This window comes from Vibrio sp. DW001 (assembly GCF_029016285.1).
In the GTDB taxonomy this organism is placed as follows: domain Bacteria; phylum Pseudomonadota; class Gammaproteobacteria; order Enterobacterales; family Vibrionaceae; genus Vibrio.
The window spans coordinates 1,100,098-1,112,618 of sequence record NZ_CP091975.1; the positions used below are offsets into that span (position 1 = coordinate 1,100,098).

General features: G+C 42.0%; 8 protein-coding genes. 5 read left to right on the plus strand and 3 right to left on the minus strand.

The window, feature by feature from the left end; translation table 11 throughout:
- Positions 1 to 261 precede the first annotated feature (261 nt).
- Complete coding sequence (locus L3V77_RS05325) at positions 262 to 2,739, plus strand: cadherin repeat domain-containing protein (RefSeq protein WP_275136068.1); 2,478 nt, start codon at positions 262 to 264, stop codon at positions 2,737 to 2,739.
- A 184-nt stretch (positions 2,740 to 2,923) separates the two neighbouring features.
- Here the strand turns inward: L3V77_RS05325 and metG are convergent, their stop codons facing one another.
- Positions 2,924 to 4,969: a methionine--tRNA ligase gene (gene metG, locus L3V77_RS05330; RefSeq protein WP_275136069.1), complete on the minus strand. Its 2,046-nt coding sequence runs from the start codon at positions 4,967 to 4,969 to the stop codon at positions 2,924 to 2,926.
- A gap of 219 nt (positions 4,970 to 5,188) precedes the next feature.
- Between metG and apbC the strand changes: the two genes are divergently transcribed.
- From apbC to L3V77_RS05345, 3 genes are all read left to right on the plus strand, one after another.
- Positions 5,189 to 6,253: an iron-sulfur cluster carrier protein ApbC gene (gene apbC, locus L3V77_RS05335; RefSeq protein ID WP_275136070.1), complete on the plus strand. Its 1,065-nt coding sequence runs from the start codon at positions 5,189 to 5,191 to the stop codon at positions 6,251 to 6,253.
- A 159-nt stretch (positions 6,254 to 6,412) separates the two neighbouring features.
- A complete protein-coding gene (gene udk / locus L3V77_RS05340) occupies positions 6,413 to 7,054 on the plus strand; it encodes a uridine kinase (RefSeq protein ID WP_275136071.1) in 642 nt (213 codons plus the stop codon).
- A 172-nt stretch (positions 7,055 to 7,226) separates the two neighbouring features.
- Complete coding sequence (locus L3V77_RS05345) at positions 7,227 to 9,383, plus strand: AsmA family protein (protein WP_275136072.1); 2,157 nt, start codon at positions 7,227 to 7,229, stop codon at positions 9,381 to 9,383.
- Positions 9,384 to 9,536: 153 nt separating this feature from the next.
- Here the strand turns inward: L3V77_RS05345 and cobO are convergent, their stop codons facing one another.
- Positions 9,537 to 10,142 carry a cob(I)yrinic acid a,c-diamide adenosyltransferase gene (gene cobO / locus L3V77_RS05350; RefSeq protein WP_275136073.1) on the minus strand — a complete coding sequence of 202 codons (606 nt, stop codon included), beginning with the start codon at positions 10,140 to 10,142 and terminating at the stop codon, positions 9,537 to 9,539.
- 83 nt (positions 10,143 to 10,225) lie between these two features.
- On the opposite strand from cobO, the gene L3V77_RS05355 reads away from it, so the two are divergent.
- Positions 10,226 to 10,675, plus strand: coding sequence for a low molecular weight protein-tyrosine-phosphatase (locus L3V77_RS05355; RefSeq protein WP_275136074.1), 450 nt, complete (start codon positions 10,226 to 10,228; stop codon positions 10,673 to 10,675).
- A 76-nt stretch (positions 10,676 to 10,751) separates the two neighbouring features.
- Here the strand turns inward: L3V77_RS05355 and L3V77_RS05360 are convergent, their stop codons facing one another.
- Positions 10,752 to 12,311 (minus strand): SulP family inorganic anion transporter, encoded by a 1,560-nt coding sequence (locus L3V77_RS05360; RefSeq protein WP_275136075.1) that lies wholly within the window; start codon positions 12,309 to 12,311, stop codon positions 10,752 to 10,754.
- Positions 12,312 to 12,521 lie beyond the last annotated feature (210 nt).

The window sequence follows — 12,521 nt, forward strand, 5'->3', positions numbered from 1 at the left end:
ATTGATTTTAATGTGTCTTTACTTCTCAATAGCAAAGGCACTTAACGGTTTCTACAATACTGCCTCCCTTCTTCATTCTCCCCTGGAACATGTTACCCACATCTGAAAGTATGAAGTTAGCATTTTTATTATTCTTGTGCTCATCCAATGCTATGGCTAAAACAAAGCGATTAACTAAGATACTAGGCTGATTTTAGTCGGTTAATTGGGAAATATATGCGGGTAAATAGATTCATACTAAGTCGATGTAGGTGGTTACCATTGGTATGCCTATATGGAGGCTTAGCGTTGCTCGTTGGTTGTAACGGTGGGTCAGACAGTGGTGATCAAAGTTCCAACTTGGAAGGTGGATTGACGGTTACCTCACCAAGTCCGCAAATCTATGCCGAAGATATTTTTGTTGAACTTTTACAAGATTATGAGGTGTCTATTCCTATTGAACAGCGTGTATTTCGTTCAGATGGTGGCTCGGTAGAAATACATGATGTTAAAGTGGTGGGTAGCGATAGCCTTCATTGTAACGACGTCAGTTTTACCGATGATGAAATACAATTCAACACACGCGTTAGTGGCGTATGTGTTTATGAGTACTCAGTCAATGCTTCAATGTCTTCGCTTAGCCGATCATCAACATATTCAGATACAATAGACACAAAAGCATCGGCACATGCCTATATTGTCGTTCAACCTGAAGGCGCTGCGGTGACGAGTTCAAACCTTCTCCCTATTCTTTCCGTTGTCGCGGGTACGAGTGAACTCGTGATAGATATTGAAGATGATCTTGGATCTGATTTTCCATCAGGTGCCGAGCTAAATGAGGCCGTGACGGTACTCGGTACTGGCGTCGCCCGTGTCGATACAACGGATAACACCATTACATTTTTTGGCGGCAACACGGGCGTCACGCGATTGATCTATTCCCTCTCTGCATCTGATGGAGCGGTTTCTTTGGGTGTTATTGATATCACGACCTCGACACAGACGGCGAATGTTCATCCTGTGTTTACTGATTTTGAGTATAGCGGCACGATGAGTATCAATCTTGAAAAGAGTGAATTGACTGGCACTATTGATGTTGCGCCTTATGTCTCAGATCCTGACAGCGGACAGTCACTTCAAATTATCGGCTACAGAGGATTTAACATTACCTTGAGTAGCGCCGCTTCTGATCCTTCTAGCCCAACAAAATTTGATTTTAAGGTTAACCTTGCGGGTGTTTATTATGTCTCTGTGACGATTACCGACCATCATGGTGGTTATACCACAGGTTTCGTAAAGATAAATGTTAACAATATGTTTTCACCTATCTCAGTAGATAAAACCTTATTCTTGCCGCCTATTTCCTTTGTTGAGGCACAGTATTCAGGTTTTGCGTATACGGGGAGTTATAAGGAAACGAAAGCCACTGGACCGGAAGGTTTTGTCATGGCGCTCGTGACGTATGATATCGCTGATGCGATTTGCAAATCAAAAGGAGGACGCCTGCCCAGTGTGCAGGAGATGGACGCCTTTGTAGAACAAGAGACGTCAAATAAACTGTGGGGTGATACCAATAAACAGTGGCCAATTGGAAAAGCGTATTTTACGCAAAGTGTTTCAGGTGATAATACTCACATGTACATTTTCAATACCTTCAGCATTCCGGCGTTAGGCATACAAACTAGCGTCCAAAACGCACTGGGTTATGTGTCTTGTGTTGATATGACGCCAGTCAGTCTGTCGATAGATAATGAGCGCGTTTACATCAATGTTACCTCCACACTCACCGCATCTTTCGAAACCTCTCTGGGGCTTAAGTACCCTTATAATAAACCGTTAACATGGTCTATGATTGCCGGTGATGCTTATGTGACCTTGATTGGCGACCAAGCAGAAGGGGATTCAGAGGGAGTGGCGACCATTAAAACGGTCAATCACACCAACAAGCTCATCACAACCAAAGATATTTCGATTATAGACAAACCAGAGTTGATAATGGATGTCGTGAATGGTTCAGTGAATGAAGGTATTGCGTTTACATCAACCACGCCATCACTCAGTGGTGGCTTTGGCACTATTATCTGGTCAGTGAGCGGTGACGATTCGAAAAATGTCGATATTAATAGCTCAACTGGTGTGGTCAGTATGGCGGCAATGGATTACGAAAATCCACTAGACAGTGACAAAAACAATGCCTATGACATTACGGCAAAAGCCACCGATATCGATGGAAATAGCCAGTCAAAAGTAATGGTGATCACCGTCATCAATCAATATAAAAGCGGACTTATTGGTACTAGCAATAACGGTTTAGGACCGTGTCCAAGTGAAATCGAATACAGTAAAACGGTGCAATGTAGCGTAGAGATACTGGCTGCCGAGCTATCAAATGGTGGAATTGACCTGCATATGAATACCATTCTCGATGGCGTCTATGAAGGCGGTGCATTATTGGCTGGTGGGACGAATGGTAATTTTGTGAGTGCCCATATCAATCTAACAAAACTGAACAAAATCCAAGGTTATGTTCGACGATCTGGTTTCGACGCTGTTGAGTTCCAGCTAAATCTACAAAAAATCATATGGGAATATAAAGATGACGCTACATCATATGAGATAGTAGGGAATGATGGCTCCGTTGGTATGAACACCTCTGGTAAGACTATTTCCAATATTGATACTGTCGAAAAAATTCGGTTTCATGTTCAACAGTACGCTGGAAACCGTTATATAAGAGCAATAGAATTATATTACGAATAACGATCTGTGGACTGGCATTAATATTGGTCGCAAATTTACTTAGCTTGATATAGGTTTGTGGTCAAGCAAGAGACGGCGTATTACTGTCGTAAAGAAAAAAGAGGCAGTCCGGAAATGGGCTACCTCTTTCTACGAGTAGGTTAAATTTAGCTAGCTAATCAACTTAAATTAACCATTGATGGTATTACATCACACGCATGCCCGGTTGAGCACCTTCATGCGGCTCTAATATCCAAAGGTCATTTCCACCTGGCCCTGCGGCTAAAACCATACCTTCCGACATACCGAATTTCATCTTACGTGGTTTTAGGTTCGCCACCATAACGGTATGTTTTCCGATTAGATCTTCAGGCTTATAAGCCGACTTGATACCTGCGAATACTTGACGCGTTTCACCACCGATATCAAGCTCAAGCTTGAGTAATTTGTTGGCTTTAGGTACGGCTTCGCAAGAGACTATCTTAGCGATTCGTAGATCAACTTTAGCAAAGTCATCAAATTCTATTTCATCGGCGACTGGGTCTTTGCAGAGCTCGGTCTCAGGTGAGGCTGCTTTTTCTTTCGCTGCTTGTTCTGCGGCGGCATCTTCTTTTGACGCCTCGGTCATCGCCTCAACATTTTTAGGGTCGATACGATTGAATAAGGCTTTAAATTTCGTGATGTCATGGTCAACAAGAGGTTCAGCAATGCCATCCCAAGTAAGTTCTTGGTTTAAGAAGGCCTCTGTTCTTGCGGCTAGGTCCGGCATCACAGGTTTGAGATACGTAATAAGCACACGGAATAAGTTGATACCAACAGAACAGATATCTTGCAGTTCTTGGTCTTGACCTTCTGTTTTAGCCACGACCCAAGGGGCCTTTTCGTCCACATATTGATTGGCTTTATCTGCTAAGGCGGTTATTTCTCGAATAGCACGACTAAACTCACGTGATTCATATAATCCCGCAATCTTCTCAGCAGCAGCGACAAACTCAGCGTACAATTCAGGTTCTGCAAATTGAGCGGACAACTTCCCTTCAAATCGCTTGGTAATAAAGCCTGCATTTCGTGACGCTAGATTAACAATCTTATTGACGACATCTGCGTTAACTCGCTGTGTGAAATCTTCTAAGTTAAGGTCTAGATCATCAATACGGTTATTTAATTTAGCGGCATAATAATAACGTAAACATTCAGGATCTAAGTGCTTCAGGTAAGTTGCTGCTTTAATAAACGTCCCTTTCGATTTGGACATTTTCGCACCATTAACCGTGACATAACCGTGTACGAATACATTATTCGGCTTACGGAACCCTGCTCCGTCTAGCATCGCAGGCCAGAAAAGGCTGTGGAAATAGACGATGTCTTTACCGATAAAGTGATAAAGCTCGGTAGTGCTATCTTCGGCCCAATACTCATCAAAGTTAAGATCATCTCTTTTATCACAAAGATTCTTAAATGAACCCATATAACCGATTGGAGCATCAAGCCAGACATAGAAAAACTTGTTCTTTTCACCTGGGATTTCAAATCCAAAATAAGGGGCATCGCGAGATATATCCCATTGTTTCAGCCCAGATTCAAACCATTCTTGCATTTTATTGGCGGTTTCAGTTTGAAGAGATCCAGAACGTGTCCACGTTTTAAGCATGCTTTCAAACTGTGGCAGGTCAAAAAAGAAGTGCTCAGAATCTTTCATCACTGGAGTCGCGCCAGATACCGCTGATTTTGGGTTTATCAAATCTGTTGGGCTGTAGGTCTCACCACAATTATCACAGTTATCGCCATATTGGTCTTCAGATTTACACTTAGGACAGGTTCCCTTTACGAAACGATCAGGTAGGAACATCTCTTTTTCAGGGTCAAATAACTGAGAAATAGTGCGGCTAGAAATGAAGCCACTCTCTTTAAGTCGAGTGTATATCAAACCTGCTAACTCGCGGTTCTCATCGCTATGAGTACTGTGATAATTGTCAAAGCTAATATCGAAGCCAGCAAAATCTTTTTGATGCTCTTCACTTACAGCAGCGATCATTTCTTCTGGTGATATTCCCATCTGCTGTGCTTTTAGCATGATTGGTGTGCCATGAGCATCGTCCGCACAGATGAAGTTTACTGTGTTGCCTCGTAGCCTTTGGTATCGAACCCAGATATCTGCTTGGATATGCTCAAGCATATGACCAAGGTGGATTGAACCGTTAGCGTACGGAAGGGCACAAGTTACCAAAAGTTTTCTTGGATCAGTTGCCATACTTAATAATTCACTTTAATTAGGAGGTAAAAATCAGGTTGTAATACTACCTTATACAAGGCGTTACTCCAAGAATGTAAACATTTATTCCACGAAGTTTTTGGGGTTTAGCTGTGGAGGTTCGAGTGTTAGCATGTAAGAAATGAATAAAATTCAATTCGATATCCAAATAGAACGAATAATTTGTTTGTCATGATGGGTATTACTAGGAGCAAATGCATGTCTATATTCGATTCAAAAGAAGAACTTGTCGGTTGGCTAAACCAATTTCAGCATCCTCTGCTCATCGAACGTTGGGCCGAAGATTCGTCCATTGTAAAGCGGCTAAAAAATGGCAGCGTGAGCATAGAATTACCATTCTATTCATTAGATTTACATCGTTCACTCATTCGTTGGGTTGAGAACCAAGATGTTGACGCCCAAAGAGTGTCCGTTTCTATCAATGTTGCAGCATTGGAAACGGTGGTTAAATCGGAACTCTTTAACATAAAAAACATCATCGCCGTTACCTCAGCGAAAGGAGGCGTCGGTAAATCAACCACGGCGGTGAACCTCGCGTTAGCTTTGAGTACCCAAGGTGCCCAAGTGGGGTTACTTGATGCTGATATCTACGGACCATCGGTACCAATGATGCTAGGTAAAGAAGATGAGTCACCGGACGTGCGTGATAATCAATTTATGATCCCGATTGAGTCATGTGGTATTTACACCAATTCGATAGGCTATTTGGTTGACAAGGCAGAAGCGGCGATTTGGCGTGGACCAATGGCTTCTAAGGCGCTAGCACAGTTGTTGAATGAGACCGATTGGCCACCATTAGATTATCTTGTTATCGATATGCCTCCCGGCACGGGTGATGTGCAACTGACGCTTTCACAGAGTATTCCTGTCACAGGCGCTGTGATTGTTACCACACCGCAAGATCTCGCATTAGCCGATGTCCGAAAAGGATTGGCAATGTTTGAGAAAGTCGATGTTCCTGTCATTGGGGTTATTGAGAATATGAGTTATCACATCTGTAGCCATTGTGGTGAAAAAGAGCATATATTCGGCCAAAATGGGGCAGTAAAAGTGGCACAGGAGTTTGGAGCGAGTTTACTGGCTCAAATACCACTGCATATTTCGATGCGTGAAGATATCGATGCTGGCAAACCGACCGTTTATGCACGTCCAGATAGTGAGCATGCTCAAATATACCTGCAATTGGCAGAAAAAATGGCGAGCAGCATGTATTGGTCGGGTAGTGCTAAACCAAAAAGCATTCCTTTTACAAATTTAAGCTAAAGCGATGTTTGTAAAATATAATTGGTATTTTTGATAGGTAGCTGTACGGTTTTGCTTCTTTATTATCGTATAGCTGCATTCTCTTGATACAAATCCTAGTATCTGGTCAGAGTAATCTCTATAATTACACGGTTTATTCCATTGTCCCAAGTGTAGATCATGTCTGAAAATAATAATTGCGTCATCGTAGGTATTGCTGGCGCGTCTGCGTCCGGAAAGAGTTTAATCGCAAGTACAATTTATAATGAATTGAAAGCCAAGGTCGGCGATCACCAAATTGGTGTTATAACAGAGGATTGCTACTACCAAGATCAAAGCGACTTGAGTATGGAGGATCGAGTAAAAACAAATTATGACCATCCGAATGCTCTCGATCATGACTTGCTGTGCGATCACCTAGAATCGTTGATGAAAGGGGAAACGGTTGAGATTCCTGAGTATAGTTATACGGAGCATACTCGTGTAGAGCAAACAACAAAGTTCACCCCAAAAAAAGTAATTATTTTAGAAGGCATTCTGCTATTAACAGAACCAAGGTTACGTAGTTTAATGCATGCTTCTATTTTCATGGATACGCCACTAGACATATGCTTACTTCGACGTGTGACTCGCGATGTGCAAGAGCGTGGTAGAACGATGGAATCAGTTTTGAAACAATATCAAAAGACGGTTCGACCTATGTTTATGCAGTTTATTGAACCATCGAAACAATATGCAGATATCATCGTTCCTCGTGGTGGAAAAAACAGAATCGCTATTGATGTATTGAAAGCTCATATTGGTAAATTACTGACTTCTTAATTTTAAGATAATGAGCAGTTAACAGGCTTATTGCATTAAATTGATAATATGTAGTTGAATAAATGGCACTTTATGTGCCATTTTCTGTCTTAAGAAAACAATACTATTATACCTATAATTTATTATTGCTAGGACGAGGCTGCTGCCTCATTTTTTTGCAAAGGAAAAGTGAATGAAAAAACTTCTATTAATTGTTGGCATCCCAGTTCTGATTATTATCTTGGCGATAGCCGCATTGCTTTTGTTTGTTAACCCTAATCAGTTTAAGCCACTGATTGTTGAACAGACGAAAAAACAGACAGGAATGGATCTTGTAATAGATGGAGATATCGGTTGGCAGCTTTTTCCATCTTTAGGGTTAAGTTTGGGTAAAACAGAACTTAAAAACCCTGAAGGGTTCAAAAATGAAAATCTACTGAAAATTGAAGGTATTGGTGTCGATGTTTCCGTCATGCCTCTGTTCAGCAAAGAGCTATACATTGGAAATGTGTCTCTCGATGGCGCGGAAATCCATCTTGAAACGAAAAAAGATGGGGCGAGTAACCTCGACGCGCTAACACAGACGAATAAAGCGGAATCTGTTGATTCGACGGCTTCATCCACTCCAACGACATCTGAACCTGCGCCTTCGGTACCATCAGAGCAACAAACGTCGTGGACAATCAACCTTGCGGGTGTATCGGTCACTAATGCATTGCTTGAAATACAAGATGATTCTACAGGTTCTTATACCAAGCTATATGATGTAGGTTTAACGGTATCTGAATTCGCTTTTGGACAATGGACAACGGCCACATTCGCAGCGAAAGGCAAGAATAATCAGCAAAACTTCTCAGCTGAAGGGCAAGCAGAACTTAAGCTATTGCAAGACCTTGCGACATACGAATTGCGAAACATCGTACTAGATTCTACTTTTAATGATCCTTCGACGACGATTTCAGAGGCTAAAATTGAACTGAGTACATTTGCCTTCGATAAAGAGAATCCACTTTCAGTGAGCGTGAAAGGCCGTGCCGCTGACTTAGATATTGATCTGAAACTGACCTCTACCCTGTTTATTGATAAAGAAATTAGCCAGATATTACTTAAAAATATGGACTTGAATTCAACCTTCATCGGCGACAGTTTACCTCAGTCTCCAATGAAGATAACGGGTAAGTCTGAGTTTGGTTTCGATATAAAGCAGTCACTTGTATCTCTTGACCTACAGAAACTAAACTTAAATGCGATTCAATTGGACGGAAAAAGTACCGTTAAGCTAACGGATATCCCACAGATTCGATTTAATCTGCATAGCCCTAATATAGATTTAGACGAGTTTTTAGGCTTGAACAAACCATCATCGACAGAACAATCTGCAACTGAAAAAACGGCAACAACCGGGACGTCAACCGCTTCCACACCCAGTGGAGCGCAGAAGGAAGTTGAACCAGATTTAAGTGCCCTTAAGACCTTGGACGTGAAGGGCAAAATCACCATAGACAGATTTAAAGCGAGCAATGCGAAGATGCAGGCTGTTGTGACAAGCTTTACGGTTAATCGTGGCGTTGCGGACCTTAATTCGTTTACTTCAAACCTATATCAGGGTTCGATAAAGGCTTCTGCTCAGTTAGATGCACGAAAAACACCAGCAAGTTACTGGGCTAAAAAGCAGATCAAAGGCGTTAAGGTTCAATCTTTACTTAAAGATGTGGCAGATAACGATATGTTAGAAGGCACGGGTAATATTGATGTGGACGTTAAGGGTAAAAGTTTAACACCAACAGGTATCAAGCAAAATCTTGCAGGTACTGTGAAAATTAATTTTGCTGATGGTGCCGTTAATGGCGTAAATGTAGCCCAACTGATCCGCGTTAACTATGCCAAGATTAAAGGCCAAAAGGTGGATGAGCCAGAGAAAGAAGAGAAGAAAACGGACTTTAGCGCAATGAAAGCAACACTGAAGCTCAATCAAGGTGTGATGACGACGAATGACTTATCGATTTCATCACCTTTGCTGCGAATCCATGGTGAAGGGAACGCGAACTACATTAAAGAGACGATGGATTTCTTACTGAATACGTCTGTTGTGGGTAGCTTAAAAGGACAAGGCGGTAAGGATATTAATGACTTGAAAGACATCACTATTCCTGTGCGTGTTTACAATAAGTGGTTAGATCCTAAGTATAAAATTGAGTTCGACCAGTTGTGGAAACAACTAGAATCTGAGAAAAAGAAAGAGTTAGAGGAAAAAGCAGAGAAAGAACTAAACCGTGTTCTCGGTGATAAAATAAAAGATGGGAAGACAAAAGAACTTGCCGATAAGTTGCTAAAAGGGCTGTTTAACTAACTCTCTATAGAATGCGATTTGAAACGGTAATTTAAGTTAAATAAAAAGCCAACGATTGAGAATGGTCATCAATCCGTTGGCTTTTTTATTATCTATTCTTAAAGAGCCAAAAATTCGGCCGATGTTAACCAAACAGCAAAAACGGTAGCCGGTTTACCAGTCAACGCCACGTAACGCTTTTACGCCTGATTCGAAGGCGTGCTTTACGTTCTTAACCTCAGACACTGTGTCTGCAAGCTCTATCAATGAGCGATGGGCCGCTCTGCCAGTGATAACAACAGATTGCATTTTAGGTCGTGACTGGAGAGCGTCTAACACTTCATCAAGGTCGATGTAGCCATATGTCACCATGTAAGTGAGTTCATCAAATAGAATGACATCAATGGAATCATCTTTGAGCATGCGCTTACACTCTTGCCAGACTCTTTGGGCGGCTATTGTGTCGGTTTCCTTATCTTGGGTATTCCAAGTAAACCCGGTTGCCATCACCTGAAATTCAACGCCAAGCTTTTCGAGCAGATTTTTCTCGCCATTGTCCCATGTTCCTTTAATGAATTGAGCAACAGAACATGTTAAATCGTGTCCAACCGCTCGCGCGATAGTACCAAATCCAGCGGTAGTTTTACCTTTACCGTTTCCAGTAATAACTAACAGCAATCCTTTCTCTATTTGAGCTTTTTCTATCTTTTCATCGATATGTTGCTTCACCTTTTCTTGGCGTGCTTTATATCGGTCATCTTTTGATTGATCAGAACTCATGGTATCCCTTTTAATTATGCTGAGTTAACGACTATGATAAAGGAATAAGGTCAATGGAAAAACCTTAATTTATGGAGGGTAGTATGAAGAAGATTCTCGTGGTCTGCATGGGTAATATATGTCGCTCCCCTACAGGTGAAGCCGTATTGAGGGCGACAGCCGAAAAGATGAATTTGTCAGTTGAAATAGACTCTGCTGGAACACTTGATTTTCACTCGGGAGATAAACCTGATCATCGAGCTAGGACGGCTGGGGAATTCAGGGGCTACTCGTTTGACAATATTGTCGCTCGCCAAGTGACAGAAAAAGATTTTGAATACTTTGATCTTATTTTGGCTGCTGATATGGACAATATGAGTAACCTGCTTGGTATGTGTCCCACAGAATATACTCATAAGATCAGTTTGTTTCTCAGCCACTCTGAGTCTGAATACAATGAGATTCCCGACCCATTCTATGGCGGAGGAGGTGGTTTTGAGCTGGTGTTGGATCTAATCGAAGAAGCGAGCGTAGAGTTGTTGAAGAAGCTTTAATTAACCGATGGTTAATGTAAAAAAGCCCAGCGTAATAGGCGCTGGGCTTTTTGATGTTTAGCGAATGGCGAGTAAATTAACCGGCCAATAAATCCGTCGCCACTTTGTAGCTTGGATCTTCTTTTACGTTAATTTCTACAAGGCTACCTGCTTTTTCAAGTAGGTTACGGCAATCAGGACTTAGGTGACGCAAGTGCAATGTTTTACCTACTGCAGTATAACGCTCTGCAATCGTTTCAATGGCTTCGATAGCCGAGTGGTCTGCGACACGTGAATTAGCAAAATCCACGATGACATCAACAGGGTCATTTTTCGAGTCAAATAGCTCTAAGAAGTTTGCTGCTGACCCAAAGAAGATTGGACCATTGATATGATATTCTTTTGAACCTTCTTCATTTAGACGGCTGCTCGCGTAGATGTGCTTCGCGTGTTGCCATGCAAACATGAGTGCAGAAGCGATAACACCAACGGCCACGGCTACAGCTAAATCCGTTAATACCGTAACAATAGTAACCAACACGATAACGAAGAAATCTTGTTTCGGAACGCGACGAGCAAGCTTAAACGTTGCCCACTCAAATGTACCGATAACCACCATAAACATAACACCAACCAACGCTGATAATGGGATCATCTCAATTAATGAAGAACCGAACAATATAAAGAACAGTAGGGCTAATGCTGCCATGATTCCGGAAAGTCGACCACGACCGCCCGAGTTAACATTAATCATCGACTGACCAATCATCGCACAACCACCCATCGCACCAAATACCGAGCAAGTCATATTCGCAATACCTTGACCGACACATTCACGGTTGGCCTGACCACGCGTATTCGTCATTTCATCAATGACGGTTAACGTTAGTAATGACTCAATTAAGCCTACTGCTGCTAGAATAATTGCGTAAGGCAGAATAACTTGAAGTGTTTCCAAGTTGAACGGAACCATTGGGATTGAGAAGCTTGGCAAGCTGCCTGCTAGCGTTGCCGCTTCATCACCTGACATGGACCTAAGGAAATCGACAACAGTGCGAGTATCTAGACCAAAAAGTTGCACTAATAAGGTAACAGAAACAATCGCCACTAAAGAAGAAGGCACTGCTGTAGTGAACTTAGGCAAGAAATGAATAATTGCCATCGTTAGTAGGATAAGCCCTGCCATGATGGACATTTGGTCGACTGGTAACCAACTCATCACACCATCAATGTTGGGGGCTTTAAATTGACCAAGTTGAGCTAAGAAAATTACGATAGCAAGGCCATTTACAAAACCGATCATAACGGGATGTGGCACCATACGGATAAATTTACCCAAACGGAATATACCAGCAGAAACCTGTAAAACACCGGCAAGTAGTATTGCTGCAAAGAGGTATTGCACACCATGAGTAGCAACGAGGCTCACCATAACGACGGCCATTGCGCCTGTCGCACCAGAGATCATACCTGGACGACCACCGAAGACAGATGTGATTAACCCAACAATAAAGGCGGCATAAAGGCCAACCATAGGGTCAACACCGGCAACAAAAGCGAAGGCGACTGCTTCAGGCACAAGGGCGAGAGCAACAGTTAGGCCAGAGAGCGTATCATTTTTAATGGATTGCCCTGAAAATTGTGGAAATTCAAACATTTTAGCTCAGTATATTTGCGGATAGATAAAGTGGTACCAATCTATATTGCGACTAAAGCCAAATGGTTAAGCAAGAAGCGTGCTTTAAATGCAATTGTGATCGGATTCTAATTTGACTGGCGAATCGTACAGAATAGTGTGACTGACTTCAAGAATAATTGTGATTTTGGCCCCAGAAATTAATGATTTTTTAACAACTCCCGGGTCGGT

Coding starts and splice junctions, on each gene's coding strand:
- udk (WP_275136071.1), top strand. CDS start 6,413: ATGTCTGAAAATAATAATTGCGTCATCGTAGGTATTGCTGGCGCGTCT.
- L3V77_RS05345 (WP_275136072.1), top strand. CDS start 7,227: ATGAAAAAACTTCTATTAATTGTTGGCATCCCAGTTCTGATTATTATC.
- apbC (WP_275136070.1), top strand. CDS start 5,189: ATGTCTATATTCGATTCAAAAGAAGAACTTGTCGGTTGGCTAAACCAA.
- L3V77_RS05355 (WP_275136074.1), top strand. CDS start 10,226: ATGAAGAAGATTCTCGTGGTCTGCATGGGTAATATATGTCGCTCCCCT.
- L3V77_RS05360 (WP_275136075.1), bottom strand. CDS start 12,311: ATGTTTGAATTTCCACAATTTTCAGGGCAATCCATTAAAAATGATACG.
- metG (WP_275136069.1), bottom strand. CDS start 4,969: ATGGCAACTGATCCAAGAAAACTTTTGGTAACTTGTGCCCTTCCGTAC.
- cobO (WP_275136073.1), bottom strand. CDS start 10,142: ATGAGTTCTGATCAATCAAAAGATGACCGATATAAAGCACGCCAAGAA.